At 31.7% G+C, this 13,848-nt stretch carries 13 protein-coding genes; 10 read left to right on the top strand and 3 right to left on the bottom strand.

Annotated features, from left to right (window positions below; genetic code table 11):
- The first annotated feature begins 12 nt into the window (after positions 1-12).
- The 8 genes from Ccar_RS12715 to Ccar_RS12680 all read left to right on the top strand — a co-directional run bounded on the left by Ccar_RS12715 (position 13) and on the right by Ccar_RS12680 (position 7,483).
- Entirely contained in the window at positions 13-237 is a 225-nt protein-coding gene (locus Ccar_RS12715; protein ID WP_007062357.1) for a MoaD/ThiS family protein, read from the top strand.
- A gap of 2 nt (positions 238-239) precedes the next feature.
- Positions 240-926 (top strand): HesA/MoeB/ThiF family protein, encoded by a 687-nt coding sequence (locus tag Ccar_RS12710; RefSeq protein ID WP_007062358.1) that lies wholly within the window; start codon positions 240-242, stop codon positions 924-926.
- Positions 927-1,182: 256 nt separating this feature from the next.
- On the top strand, positions 1,183-2,310 hold the full coding sequence (locus tag Ccar_RS12705; protein WP_007062359.1) for an aldo/keto reductase: 1,128 nt from the start codon (positions 1,183-1,185) through the stop codon (positions 2,308-2,310).
- Positions 2,311-2,496: 186 nt separating this feature from the next.
- Positions 2,497-3,381 (top strand): phosphatidylglycerol lysyltransferase domain-containing protein, encoded by an 885-nt coding sequence (locus Ccar_RS12700; protein WP_007062360.1) that lies wholly within the window; start codon positions 2,497-2,499, stop codon positions 3,379-3,381.
- A 346-nt stretch (positions 3,382-3,727) separates the two neighbouring features.
- A complete protein-coding gene (gene larC, locus Ccar_RS12695; protein ID WP_007062361.1) occupies positions 3,728-5,029 on the top strand; it encodes a nickel pincer cofactor biosynthesis protein LarC in 1,302 nt (433 codons plus the stop codon).
- A gap of 84 nt (positions 5,030-5,113) precedes the next feature.
- On the top strand, positions 5,114-5,860 hold the full coding sequence (gene larB / locus Ccar_RS12690) for a nickel pincer cofactor biosynthesis protein LarB (protein WP_007062363.1): 747 nt from the start codon (positions 5,114-5,116) through the stop codon (positions 5,858-5,860).
- A gap of 46 nt (positions 5,861-5,906) precedes the next feature.
- Positions 5,907-6,293 (top strand): MerR family transcriptional regulator, encoded by a 387-nt coding sequence (locus Ccar_RS12685; protein WP_007062364.1) that lies wholly within the window; start codon positions 5,907-5,909, stop codon positions 6,291-6,293.
- A 35-nt stretch (positions 6,294-6,328) separates the two neighbouring features.
- Positions 6,329-7,483, top strand: coding sequence for an aldo/keto reductase (locus tag Ccar_RS12680; protein WP_007062365.1), 1,155 nt, complete (start codon positions 6,329-6,331; stop codon positions 7,481-7,483).
- Between the two features lie 13 nt (positions 7,484-7,496).
- On the opposite strand, the gene Ccar_RS12675 is transcribed toward Ccar_RS12680, so the two are convergent.
- The 3 genes from Ccar_RS12675 to Ccar_RS12665 all read right to left on the bottom strand — a co-directional run bounded on the left by Ccar_RS12675 (position 7,497) and on the right by Ccar_RS12665 (position 10,481).
- Positions 7,497-7,874: a L,D-transpeptidase gene (locus tag Ccar_RS12675; RefSeq protein WP_007062366.1), complete on the bottom strand. Its 378-nt coding sequence runs from the start codon at positions 7,872-7,874 to the stop codon at positions 7,497-7,499.
- Positions 7,875-8,282: 408 nt separating this feature from the next.
- Complete coding sequence (gene sdaAA / locus Ccar_RS12670; RefSeq protein ID WP_007062367.1) at positions 8,283-9,866, bottom strand: L-serine ammonia-lyase, iron-sulfur-dependent, subunit alpha; 1,584 nt, start codon at positions 9,864-9,866, stop codon at positions 8,283-8,285.
- A 72-nt stretch (positions 9,867-9,938) separates the two neighbouring features.
- Positions 9,939-10,481 (bottom strand): TetR/AcrR family transcriptional regulator, encoded by a 543-nt coding sequence (locus tag Ccar_RS12665; protein ID WP_007062368.1) that lies wholly within the window; start codon positions 10,479-10,481, stop codon positions 9,939-9,941.
- Between the two features lie 746 nt (positions 10,482-11,227).
- Between Ccar_RS12665 and Ccar_RS12660 the strand changes: the two genes are divergently transcribed.
- Together Ccar_RS12660 and Ccar_RS12655 are read left to right on the top strand one after the other, a co-directional pair.
- A complete protein-coding gene (locus Ccar_RS12660; protein ID WP_082141596.1) occupies positions 11,228-12,172 on the top strand; it encodes a dihydrodipicolinate synthase family protein in 945 nt (314 codons plus the stop codon).
- Between the two features lie 88 nt (positions 12,173-12,260).
- Positions 12,261-13,661 carry an MFS transporter gene (locus tag Ccar_RS12655; RefSeq protein WP_242655141.1) on the top strand — a complete coding sequence of 467 codons (1,401 nt, stop codon included), beginning with the start codon at positions 12,261-12,263 and terminating at the stop codon, positions 13,659-13,661.
- Positions 13,662-13,848: the final 187 nt, after the last annotated feature.

Below are 13,848 nucleotides of genomic sequence, written 5' to 3'. Positions count from 1 at the left end.
GAGGAGGGACGAATGAAGCTTGAAGTAAGATTGTTTGCAACATTTAGAGAAGGAAGAGAAAAAAAGTATTTTTTAGATCTAAATGAAGGCATAACTCCGAGAGATATTGTTAATATGCTTAAAATAGATGAAGAAGAGGTAGCTATACTTCTTATAAATGGAAGAGATGGCAAATTAGAAACTGTTTTGCATGACAACGATATAGTATCCTTATTTCCACCAGTGGGAGGTGGCTAAACTTGGAACGTTATGACAGAAATATGAAAACTTTATCAGAAGAAGAAAATCACAAATTAAAGGAATTTAAAGTTTGTGTTATAGGCTGTGGAGGAATTGGCGGATATATTATTGAAATGCTGGGTAGAATAGGAATTGGCACCATTACAGCAGTGGATGGGGATATATTTGTAGAATCCAATTTAAACCGCCAGATACTTTCAAGCAGCGAGTCTCTAGGATTAAGTAAAGCTTTAGAGGCAAAACACAGAATGGAAAAGGTGAATCCTTTAATTGAGGTAAAAGCAGTAAACGAAATGTTAACTGAAGAAAATGCTTTACAAATTTTAAGTGGTCACCATGTGGTAGTAGATGCGCTTGATAGTATACCAGCTAGACTTTTACTTCAAGATAGCTGTAAGAAACTAAATATACCAATGGTTCATGGAGCTATAGCAGGATGGTATGGGCAAATTACTACCATACTTCCTGGAGATGATACTTTAAACAAAATTTATAATAAAGATAAAAATCAAACAAAAGGCGTTGAAAAGGAGCTTGGAAATCCATCCTTTACACCAGCTTTAGCAGCTTCCATTGAGGTAAGTGAAGTAATAAAAGTTTTAATAGGAAGAGGAGAACTTTTAAGAAAAAAAGTACTTTTTATAGATCTTCTTTCTAGTGATTATGATGTAGTTCCTTTTGAATAAAAAATTTTAAACAAACTGTTTAAGTGGAGATTTTAAAACTAATTAATTGGTTTTTAAATCTCCACTTTTTTTATTAGACATGAATTTACCCTTTCAAACAAGAATTTAGTTTTTCATTTTAGAAAATAATTTAAAAAAATGCTTGACTTGGAGTTCACTCTAAGTAGTAAAATTTATATACAAGGATTGAATTCACTTATCTAAATTAATGAAACTGTTTAAGAAAATGTAAAATATTGAAAAGGAGATAGATAGAATGGAAAATTATTTAGGACAGGATATTCCGAAACTAGGATTTGGGCTTATGCGTTTGCCGATGTCAAATGGTGAGATTGACGTTGAGCAGGTAAAGAAGATGGTTGATTTGTTTTTATCCAAGGGGTTCACATATTTTGATACAGCATATGGTTATAATAATGGAAATTCTGAACGTGCCATAAAAGAGGCATTAGTAGAACGTTATCCCCGTGATAAATATCTGCTTGCAACAAAACTGCCTGCATGGGCAGGTGCAAAGACCAAAGAAGAAGCACAGCAGATGTTCTACACATCACTTGAAAGAACAGGAGCAGGGTATTTTGATTTTTATTTATTGCATAACTTGGGTGAATCACGTACTCAGTCCTTTGATAAGTTTGGAATTTGGGACTTTCTGAGAGAAAAGAAGAAGGAGGGTTTGATTCGTCACTTAGGTTTCTCATTTCACGACAAGGCCGCTGTGTTAGATAAGATTCTAACAGAACACCCTGAAATGGAGTTCGTTCAACTTCAAATCAACTATGCAGATTGGAATAATCCGATGATTGAGTCCAAACTGTGTTATGAGATTGCTAGAAAACACGGTAAGCCAGTTGTTATCATGGAACCAGTAAAAGGCGGTATATTAGCGTCACCTCCACCTGCTGTGGAAAAAATTTTTAAGGATGCTAATCCCAATGTGTCGTTGCCTTCTTGGGCAATTCGTTATGCAGCGTCACTGGATGGCATTATTACCGTGTTGAGTGGAATGTCTAATATGGAGCAGATAGAGGACAATATTTCATACATGAAAAATTTTGAGCCACTTACTGAAAAAGAGTATGAGATTATCAATAAAGCTCAGATGGCACTTAATGCAATTTCATCAATTCCCTGTACATCATGTGCTTATTGTATGAAAGGATGTCCACAGTCCATAGCAATTCCAGGTATATTCAAGTCTATGAATATGATTAACATATATAATAATGAACAGGCTGCAAAGGGTTCTTATGCATGGAATACAAAACTCAGTAACTTAAATGGTGCATCGGACTGTATTGAGTGCGGTCAGTGTGAAAGCGTTTGTCCACAGCACATCAAGATTATTGATGAACTTAAGAAAGCGGCTGCAGTATTTGAATAAGCAGATATATAATCAGCAGTGGAGATCAGGTAAATAAGAATAAACATCCTCACCATCACAACATATAATATTTGATGATGAGGATAATTTTATTTTGCAAAAACCTTTTGACTTTGAGTGTTACTCTAAGTGATATTCTACTACTATTTTATGATAAATAAAAAAATAGTACTGGAGGAAGAAACATTGGAATTAAAAATATTAAATGATAAAGAACTTTTTAAAGATAAAGAAGAAATATTAAAGTTGAAGAAAATATCCATGAAGGATAAAGAGCTTTTTAAAGATTTTGATTATAGAGGTTCAGATTATGTATTTTCATATATTTATATGTACAGTGAACTGTATAAATTAAAAATTTACCATGATGATAGGACAATAATCATATATTCAGGTTATGAGAAACCATCATTTTATATGCCACTAGGAGATACTGAATATGGTATAAAGCTTGTTTTGCAATATTGCCGTAAGCATCAGTTGAAACCTTATTTTACAAAGATACCGGATAGTCATATTGAAATATTTAGATCTATGAATTACAAAATCCAGGAAGATAGAAATTCATTTGATTATATATATTCAAATGAATCACTGGCAGCTTATGAAGGACATGATTTTAGAAAACAGAGAAATAATCTTTCTAATTATCTGAAAAACTTCACTCCCGTTTACAGCAGCGATATAGTTTCTAATATTGAGAAATGTAAGGAATTTACACTAAAACATTATGTTGAAACTGATGTGGTACAACCTACCTTGAAAATATTAGACTGTATTGATAGATTAAATTTAAAGGGAGGTATAGTATGGAATAGCAGTGATATGCAGGCATACTGTATATACGAAGAAATAACTAGTAATATGGCTATTTCTCATGTAGAACTTACTGATAACAGCCACAGAGGAGTTCATGCTTATATGATAAATGAGATGTCCAAGAATATGAAGGTGGAGTTCATCAACAAGGAAGACGACATGGGAATAGCTGGTCTTAGAAGGTTTAAGGAGAATTATAATCCATGTAGACTGTCTGTAAAGTATTCTGCTTATCCGGATTTTCAATTCTAAATAATTTGGTGGGCTGCAGTATTTGTAGCCCACTTTTGATAATGGAACAATTCAAGCTGGAGTTAATGTATTATTGGGAATTTACATTAGTTTATCATTATATAGAAGGAGCATTAAAAAAATTTCTTGACATAGAGTATACTCCAGGTGATAGGCTATTAGATAGAAAGATTATTAATAATTTGAGTTAGAAAATGCAATTTAAAACATGAAGAATGTAATTAAAATAAGCAAAAACGTATAAAAACTTTCAATGTAGAGTATATTCAAGTATTATAATATTGAATATACTAAGATGTAAAAATCCATGACTAGAAAATTTAAAGGGTAAGAAGGGGTAATAAAAATGAAGATTTTATATTATGATTGTTTCTGTGGAATAAGTGGGGATATGAATTTAGCAGCATTAATAGATTTAGGGGTTCCAAAAGAATATTTAATTCAGGAGCTTTCAAAGCTTAACTTAGATTCTGAATATGAAATAAAAGTTGAAGGTTCTGTTAAGCTTGGAATAACAGGAACTAGAGTAGACGTTATATTAAAAAATAGTACACATAGTTCAGATCAAGCTTTACATGTTGAACATAATCATGAACATTCTCATCACCATAGTGATAATGATCAGCATTGTAGTGAAAATAATCATAATCATGAACATAGCCACGAAGAGCATGTTCACAATCATGAGCATCATCATAGAAATTTGAAAGATATAGAGAAAATAATAAATTCCGGTGATTTAAATGATAAAGTTAAAAAGCTTAGTTTAGATATGTTTATGAAGGTTGCAGAAGCAGAAGCAAAGGTTCATGGGAAAGATATATATGAAGTACATTTTCATGAAGTAGGAGCTATTGATTCAATTGTAGATATAGTGGGAGCAGCTATTTGTTTAGATTATTTAAAAGTTGATAAAATTATTGCATCTCCAGTTCAGGTTGGAGGGGGATTTGTTAAATGTGCTCATGGTCTTATGCCAGTACCAGCTCCTGCAACAGTGGAAATCTTAAAAAATGTTCCTATAAATGTTGGAATTGTACAATTTGAAACTACAACTCCTACTGGAGCAGCAATACTTGCAGCAAATGCTTGTGAATTTACAACAAATATTGATTTTTCAATTAAAAAGATTGCATATGGAATAGGGCATAGAGATTTAGAAATTCCAAATGTTTTGAGAGTATATTTAGGTGAGAAGGAAAGTACTGAAGAAATAGAAGAACAATATATTTTAGAAACCAATATAGATGATATGAATCCAGAACTTTATGGGTATGTAGAAGAAAAACTCTTTGAAGCAGGAGCCTTAGATGTATTTAAAACACCTATATTTATGAAAAAGGGAAGACCGGGAACAAAATTAAGTGTACTAGTTAGCGAAAAAAGTGAAAAAGATGTTCTAGGTGTAGTTTTTGAAGAAACAACTTCAATTGGTGTTAGAAAATTCAAGGTTGAAAAAATAATGTTAAATAGGGAGTTTTCAAAAGTAAAAACGGAATATGGAGATATTACAATAAAGAAAGCTTATTATAAAGGAAAGCTTGTGAAATATAAAGCAGAGTATGAAGAATGCAAAGCCATAGCAAAAGAAAAAAATATATCTATAAATAAGGTGTATAAAGAAGTATATAAACAAGATATCAAGTGATTTTTAGGCTTAAATGAAGCTTAATCATAAGGATGGCTTTAAAAGTATGTATGAAATAGTAGATAAGAATATTAGGAGGACAAAGTGGATAAGAAAGAAATTAAAATTTTATTAGAAGGAGTTAAAGATAATAAAATAAATGTAGAAGAGGCACTTAAGCAATTAGAGGATTTACCTTTTAAGGATTTAGGCTTTGCTAATATAGATAATCATAGAGAAATGAGAGTTGGTTATCCAGAAGTAATATATTGTGAAGGAAAAACAGCAAGTGAAGTTAAAGATATTATTAAATTCATGCTTACAAAAGGCAATAATATATTAGGAACTAGGGCTAATGAAGAAATGTATAATGCAGTAAAGCAAATATGTAAAGAAGCAGAATATAATGAACTTGGTAGAACAATAACAATTGAGAAGAAAAAGCAGCCTCTTACAGAGAGTTATATAGCTATAGTTGCAGCAGGTACTTCTGATTTACCTGTTGTAGAGGAAGCTTATGAAACTGCAAAAATATTAGGAAATAAAGTTGAAAAAATAATTGATGTAGGGGTTGCAGGCATACACAGACTTTTTGCAAAGCTAGATGTTATTAGAGGAGCAAAAGTTGTTATAGTCATTGCAGGAATGGAAGGAGCTCTAGCTAGTGTTATAGGGGGGCTTGTGGACAAACCTATCATAGCAGTTCCAACAAGTGTTGGTTATGGAGCCAACTTTGGAGGGGTTGCAGCATTGCTATCCATGTTAAATAGTTGTGCTAGTGGTGTCAGTGTAGTAAATATAGATAATGGATTTGGTGCAGCATATAATGCCAGTATAATTAATAAATTATAATCTAAGATTCCAAAGGTTATAATGTGAAAAAAGGAGGTAAATTCACATGACGATTACAGAAGTAAGTAAAAAATATGGACTTTCAGCAGATACACTTCGTTACTATGAACGTGTAGGGCTGATTCCTGAAGTAAATCGCAATAAAAGTGGAATAAGGGATTATACAGAGGAAGACTGCAAGTGGGTTGAATTTATCAAATGTATGAGAAGTGCAGGTCTTCCTATTGAAGTATTAATTGAGTATGTTACATTATTTAAGCAGGGTAATGAAACAATTGAAGCAAGAAAAGAGCTATTAACTGATCAGCGTAAGCAGCTAGTAGAAAAAATGGAAGATATAAAGAAAACAATAGAACGTTTGGATTATAAAATAGAAAGATATGAACAAGCAGTAGTTATAAAAGAAAATGAATTGAGAAGAACGGATGATTAAATATCAATGCTATTTTTGATTAGGAGGTGTATGACATGGAATATAGAATTTTAGGAAGAACAGGAATTAAAGTAAGTGCCATTGGTATTGGTGGTGAAGGATTTGAAAATAAAGGTTATGAGGATTGTGAAGAAATTATTGATACTGCAATGAAACAAGGTATTAACTTTATTGACATATACAATTCAAATCCAGAAGTTAGAAGTAATGTTGGTAAAGCATTAAGCAAATACCCTCGAAACAGCTTTGTAATTGAAGGACATTTATGTTCTACCTGGGATAAAGGACAATATCGACGTACAAGAGATATTGATGAAGTTGTCAGTGCATATGAAGATTTTTTAACTAGAATGAAGCTTGACTATGTGGATGTAGGAATGATTCATTATGTTGATGATGAAAAAGATTTTAATAACATTTTTAATGGAGAAATAATTAAATATGCAAAAGGATTAAAAGAAAAAGGAGTTATCAAGTCTTTAGGAATATCAACGCATAACCCAGATATTGCTTTTAAGGCAGTTGAAACAGGAATAATTGATGTAATTTTATTTAGTATTAATGCTGCTTATGATATGCTGCCGGCCAATGAGGATGTGAACATACTATTTGAAGAAAGTACTTTTAAAAACAGGACTTATGAGGGTATTGATCCAAAACGTGATAAGTTGTATCAAACTTGTGAAAATGAGGGTGTTGCTTTAACTGTTATGAAAGGATATGGTGCCGGAGTGTTGTTAAGTGATAAAGAATCGCCTTTTGAAAAAGCATTAACATCAGTACAATGCTTACATTACTGCTTAACTAGACCATCAGTTGCATCTGTAATGGTTGGAGTATCTGATACAAATCAAATACTTGCAGCAACTGCATATGTTACTGCAGAAGATAAAGAAAAAGATTATAGTGAAGTTCTTGCAAATGCTCCAAGAAGTTCATTTAGGGGACATTGCATGTATTGCGGACATTGTGCACCGTGTTCAAAAAACATAGATATTGCATCAGTAAATAAATATTTAGATTTAGCATTAATACAAGAAACTGTTCCTGAAACATTGAAGAATCATTATGATTTATTGAAGCACCAGGCAAATGAGTGTATAGAATGTGGCATATGCATGAAGAACTGTCCATTTGGTGTGGATATTATTAAAAAGATGAAACAAGCAGTTGAGTTATTTGGTAATTAAATAATTATAAAGGTCATACTATTATGACAATTGTGCCTATAGGAACAAGGTTGCTTAATTCAATAACTTGGTTATTAAACATTCTTATACATCCATTAGAAATACTTTTTCCAATTGAAGAAGGAGTATTTGTACCATGGATTCCATAGTCACCATAAGGTGCATTTAAGCCTAACCATCTTGAGCCAAATGGACCACCAGGGTTTATAGCACGATTAATTATTTTAAAAGTTCCTTTAGGGGTTGGTGTAGAGGGTTTTCCAACAGCAACTCTGTAAGTTTTGTAAATACTATTATTTCTAAATAAAGTAAGAGTGTGAGACTGAGTATTTATCTTTATATAATATTTGGCTCTGTAAGATTGAGTATATGGATATAGATAATAAAACATAGATTAATCCTCCTAATATGATTATATAAATATGATATTCATTATTATATTTGTTTGTGAATAAGACATTGAGATACCACAAGATTATGGGTAGATGTAATTGTAAATGCTGCTAATTCACAGATTCGGATTATCAAGTGATTCTTAGACTCAGGTGGAGTTTGCTTAAAAGGAATACATCTCTCCATCTGAGTCTTAGAAGAACTTATCCAGGGGCGTATCAGCCGTTATCTCCCGCCTAGAGAGGATGGGAGTGTTACGGATGGTAGCCATCGGATAAAATCTATAAAAATTTTGTAAGTAAAAAATAAAACATTCTTATGTGATATTGAATGTTTTAAAAACATAATCACATAAAGAATGTTTATATGGTTAAAGGTATATTTAAGCTTACTAAAAGAGAAAAATTTAATACTTAATTTGTTGAAGGTTCTTGTTAAAATTTTTACCTGTTTTAGTATCAGCAAGTCCACCTAAGCATGTACATCTCAGCTCCCTTGGAAGCATTTTACCAATACTGTACATTGAATCAATTACTTCATCTAATGGAATAACTTCCTTAACTCCTGCAAGAGCCATGTTTGCACATGAAACTGCATTGGAAGCTGCCATTATGTTTCTAGTCATGCATGGTATTTCTACAAGTCCTGCTACAGGATCACACACCAAACCCAATACATTTTGTAATGCTAGAGAAGCTGCGCTTATTGACTGTTGAATTGTTCCTCCAGCAAGGTACACTATACCAGCAGCAGCCATGCAGGAGGCAGAACCGCATTCAGCTTGGCATCCACAGGTTTCAGCAGCAAAAGTAGCGTGAGATGCAATAAGTACTCCTATAAGCCCTGAACAAAATAATGCTTTAACACAGCTTTCATCATCTAAATCAATTTCTTCACATATGGAAATTAGTGTACCAGGTATTATACCACAAGACCCTGCAGTAGGAGCAGCAGCAATAACTCCCATAGAACTGCTTGTTTCCATACAGGACATGGAGTAATATATTATTTTATTTAAAACACCAATATTTATCAAACGCCCTTCAGCTTCTGCTTTTTTAACCAGATGAGCTTGAGGTTGTAGAATATATGGCATTTTAGCATTTCCATGAAGACTCTTTTCAATTGACTCCTTCATTATTTTTAGTATGTATTCCATCTTATTTATAACTTCTTCTTCAGTAATGCCCCCTCTAGTACATTCATAAAATACAGCAGATTGAAATAAATCCTTACTTTCATTTTCTGCATATTGTAGTATTTCTTCAGCACTATTAAAAGGGACTGAGCAGTTTTTTCTAGACAATATAGGTAAAATTGGTGAAATTAATTTTATATAATCTGGAGAGGTAAGTTTTTTTATTTTATCAAGGATTTCTTTAGACAATTTTTTAGATAATTTAATATTAATCAATGTATCTTGTGATTTTTCAAAAGTATTCACATATTCCGGTTCAATATAATTTTCCTTTAATACTTTCAAAATTGTTTTGTCATAATTATCTTTGTAAGAATTGAATATTAAAATAAGTTCATAGAAATCTCCACAAATTGAAATATTATATCCATTAAACTCAATTAATTCTACCATTCCACCACCTAATGAAAGGCCTGTAATATAGAATTTATTATGATTGATATCTGTTAGCACAAGCTTTACTGTGTTAGGATGCGGTGCATTAAAATCAGCTATGTTAAATGTAATTTTTATACCACATTTCTCGGCTTCGTTTAGAGAATTAACCATTCTTACATCTTCAGGTTCCCAGCCTAAAAGTCCTCCGGCCAGTCCTTTATCACTTCTTTGACCTTTATAAGTCATAGCAAAGGAACCTTTAGTTTCAAAATATATGTCTGCTTTTAATAAATCGTTTGCAATAAATTGTTTAGCAAGCTTACCTATTCTAGTAGGTCCAGCTGTGTGAGAACTTGAAGGACCTGTCATAACTGGTCCAATAACATCATTAAAAATACTGACAAATTTATTCATTTTGTTTCAACTCCAATCAATCTTAAAAATAAGACATTTTATTGTATTTACAATAAATTTTTCTTTTAAAATTTAAAGCATCTTAACAAGAATGCCAGCCATATCTTTAGGAGAAGTTTTCATGCCATCACTTAGCCATTGTTGTACTACCCCAATACAGCCTGATATAGCAAAAGGCATACAATACTTAGCTTCTACTTCTGATGATGTATCATCTAGAGGAATTTTACAGTGTTTTATAGCATCTTTAAGTTTTTCTATAAAAGTATATTCGCCACTTTGGCAAAGGAATATTTCAAACATTTCACCATTATTTTGTACAAACTCAAATAGATAGATAAAAAAATGGAATAAATCATCATAGGTAGAAGCTTCTTTTGAAAATTTGTCATAAGTTTCGCTGAAATCGTTGATGAGTTCACTTTCTATTTTATCTACCATATCAAATATGTCCTTGTAATAAAGATAAAAAGTTGATCTATTAACATCAGCTAAATCAGTAAGCTCTTTTACTGTAATATTATTAATTTTCTTTTTAGACATGAGTTTTGTTAAGGCTTGAAGTAAGGTTCTTTTTGTTTTTCTTATACGCCTATCGAGCTTCTTTTCTTCCATAATTAAACCTCCAGAAAGAATATTTTTATCTTAAATGGATTAATGATTAAAATTATACTACATACATTCTATAATAAACACATGTCGATAAAAATACAAGTGTTTTATATCAATTTAACCCTGTAAAAGGCAATTATGATTTGAAAATAATTTTCTATTGAGTATAAAAGTTGTGTATCAGTACATATTGCAACACTATCTGCTATTTTACAACACACAATATTGAATATCTATAGAAAACTTTAGGATAACGTTTCCTGTTAAAAAATTACACAAAGCTGACGATTTTAGCACAAACAATTTAAATATTATAATAGCCAATAAAAGGATTAGAATATTATAAAGGTTCTGATTTTTTAGGTAATCATATGAATTTTTATATTACTTCCGCAGCTGAAAACTCTTATAATGCCTAGAAATTTAATAAATTTGTAATTTGTTTAATGAGGTAGAGAAATGCATGTAGAGTTATAAAAATTTAAGGTATCACATAATATTCTTACTTTAATGAATATAATTCTTAAAAAATTTCAAAAACTTGTTGACATTATGGAAATCGTTTTATATAATAAATACATAGAAAACGTTCCCTATCAAAATATGACATAATTTTGATAAAATTGTTTTACATTAAAAATATTGGAATAAAGGTAACATAATAAAATGTTTTTGTAAAAAATGTAATGTCAAAAATTTTGAAAAGGGTTTGTTTGAAAAAAATTATTTACAAATGGAGGAATTTAATAATGAAAAGAGAATGGGGCGGAATATATCCAGCAATAATGGTACCACTAAATGATGATTATTCAATCAATGAGAAGGAGTTCAACAATTATATAGATTGGTTACTTCAATATGCTGACAAAGGAATAGCAGGATTAGTTACAAATGGACATACTGGAGAAATAACAGGATTTTCAAATGAAGAAAGAGCACATGTTACAAAATTAGCAGCTGACAGAGTTAAAGGCAAAGTTAAGATTATTTCAGGAGTTTGTGCAGAAGGAACTTTTGATGCTATAAATCAAGCTAAAGCAGCAGAAGCAGCAGGAGCAGATGGAATTTTACTTATGCCACCACACTTATGGTTAAGATTTGGTATTAAACCAGAAGGAGCTCTTAAATTTGTAAAAGATGTTGCAGAAGCTATAAATATAAAAATATTTATACATCTTTATCCTTCAAATACAAAATCATTTTATCCAATAGATTTATTATTAGAAATGTGCAAAATCCCTAATGTTGTAGCGGTTAAGATGGGAACTAGAGACATGCCTCTATATGAAAGAGACGTTCGTATATTAAGAGAAAAAACACCTGAAACAACATTACTTACTTGCCATGATGAAAATGTTTTATCAACAATGATTCAAGGACTTGATGGAGCTTTAATAGGTTTCTCAGGATGCGTACCAGAATTAATAACTGCTTTATTTAAAGCTGTTCAAAACGAAGACTTAAAAGAAGCTAAAAAGGTTAATGAAAAATTATTTGCAGCAGCTCAAGGTATCTACGGAATAGGAGAACCTACAGGAGAAGCTCATGCAAGAATGAAAGAATTCTTAGTACAACGTAAAGTATTCACATCACCATTAATGAGACCACCTCTAATGCCTTTAAACCAACATGAAATAGATGTTGTTACTAAAGCATTAGCTGATTCAGGTGTTGAAAAAGTTAATTTAGTTTAATTTGACAATATATGCGTTTCTTAGTATTAAGAAACGCATATTAAATTAATATAATAGGTAAACGATGTCACTATATTGTGCTTTTAGCATGATAAAAAAGAAAGGACAGATTAGTATGAGTCAAAGTTCAAGTGCGTTAGCTTCAGATTACAATTCTTCAATAGATCGTTATTCAGAGCTTCTTGCACGTATGGAAAGTGTACCTTTTTCACGATGGCACATCAAATCCCGTGTTATTGTAGGTACTGCTTCTTTTTTTGATGGATATGGTGCTTTATCACTTGCATATGCACTGCCAGTATTAATTAGTTTATGGCATTTAAATACTGCTCAATCGGGTATGCTAATTGCAGCAGGATATTTAGGCCAAGCAGTAGGTGCAATAATTTTTGGTGTTATAGCAGAACGTTTTGGTCGTGTATTTGGTATAAAAGCTTCTATGTTTATGATGTCTGTAATGGGAATTGCATGTATGTTTGCTGGCAATTATACTGCATTATTTATATTACGATTCCTACAGGGAATTGGACTTGGTGGTGAAGTCCCTGTTGCTGCCACATATATAAATGAATTATCAGCAGCTCATGGGCGTGGAAAATTTTTTATGATATTTGAGATAATATTTCCTGTTAGTTTGATGCTAACTGCACAACTTGGAGCTGTGATTGTACCAAGTCTTGGTTGGAAATGGCTATTTTTATTGGGCGGTGTAGTAGGATTAATTCTATTACCACTTTTCTTTATGCTTAGAGAATCACCACGTTGGTTAATTTCTAAAGGAAAATTCGATGAAGCTGAACGTATCATTGAAGAACTGGAAGCAAGTACAGATAAGCGTTTACCTGTAAATATGGATGCAAAAAAGCCAACTGTAAAAGCTAACTGGAAAGAAATATTTTCTCCATTTTACCGCTTTAGAACATTGATTGTATGGGTATTATGGTTTTCAGCATACTTCATATCTAATGGCTTAAATAACTGGCTACCTAGTTTATACAAAACTGTTTATAAACTTCCGCTTAAAGAATCTTTATATGCAGCATCAGTTACAAATGTTCTTCAAGTAGTTATGGTATTAGCCTGTGCATTTCTTATTGATAAAGTTGGACGTAAGAGATGGGCAACTTTTGCTTTCATTGTAGCTGGTTGTTTACTTTTAGTACTTTTCCTTACTGGAGCAAAATCTGCAAGAAGTGTTATGTATTTAGGATCATCAGCTTATGGTGTTATAGGATCAATTACTGTTTTGCTATACCTTTATACTCCAGAAATATATCCTACAAGGATGAGAGCTATTGGAACAGCATTTGCCACAACATGGTTACGTCTTGCTTCAGCAATAGGACCTATGATAATTGGAATTGTATTGGATGCTAAAGGAATTTCATATGTATTTGTTGGTTTTGCAGTTATTTGTGTTATAGGTTCAGTAGTAGCTACAAGAATGATTGAAACAAGTGGAAAAGCATTGGAGGACATTGCGCCTTAAATGAATATTAATTTAATATTTCATATAAGTAAGATGAGTACACATATCATCATACACATCCGTCCGATATGTGTATGATGATGTGTGTATTTTTAGATTATTAATATATAATTTGTAAGTACAAATTTTTTAATTCATCAAATATTTCTGCAAATAAAACGTATAGTATGCTGAAATGGATGAAAAG

The organism is Clostridium carboxidivorans P7, from assembly GCF_001038625.1.
GTDB lineage: Bacteria > Bacillota > Clostridia > Clostridiales > Clostridiaceae > Clostridium_AM > Clostridium_AM carboxidivorans.
Note: the sequence above shows the minus strand (reverse complement) of the source record. Positions and strands in the feature narration are given on the sequence as shown.

Coding starts and splice junctions, on each gene's coding strand:
- Ccar_RS12660 (WP_082141596.1), top strand. CDS start 11,228: ATGAAAAGAGAATGGGGCGGAATATATCCAGCAATAATGGTACCACTA.
- Ccar_RS12705 (WP_007062359.1), top strand. CDS start 1,183: ATGGAAAATTATTTAGGACAGGATATTCCGAAACTAGGATTTGGGCTT.
- Ccar_RS12655 (WP_242655141.1), top strand. CDS start 12,261: ATGATAAAAAAGAAAGGACAGATTAGTATGAGTCAAAGTTCAAGTGCG.
- Ccar_RS12675 (WP_007062366.1), bottom strand. CDS start 7,874: ATGTTTTATTATCTATATCCATATACTCAATCTTACAGAGCCAAATAT.
- Ccar_RS12685 (WP_007062364.1), top strand. CDS start 5,907: ATGACGATTACAGAAGTAAGTAAAAAATATGGACTTTCAGCAGATACA.
- Ccar_RS12665 (WP_007062368.1), bottom strand. CDS start 10,481: ATGGAAGAAAAGAAGCTCGATAGGCGTATAAGAAAAACAAAAAGAACC.
- larC (WP_007062361.1), top strand. CDS start 3,728: ATGAAGATTTTATATTATGATTGTTTCTGTGGAATAAGTGGGGATATG.
- Ccar_RS12680 (WP_007062365.1), top strand. CDS start 6,329: ATGGAATATAGAATTTTAGGAAGAACAGGAATTAAAGTAAGTGCCATT.
- sdaAA (WP_007062367.1), bottom strand. CDS start 9,866: ATGAATAAATTTGTCAGTATTTTTAATGATGTTATTGGACCAGTTATG.
- Ccar_RS12715 (WP_007062357.1), top strand. CDS start 13: ATGAAGCTTGAAGTAAGATTGTTTGCAACATTTAGAGAAGGAAGAGAA.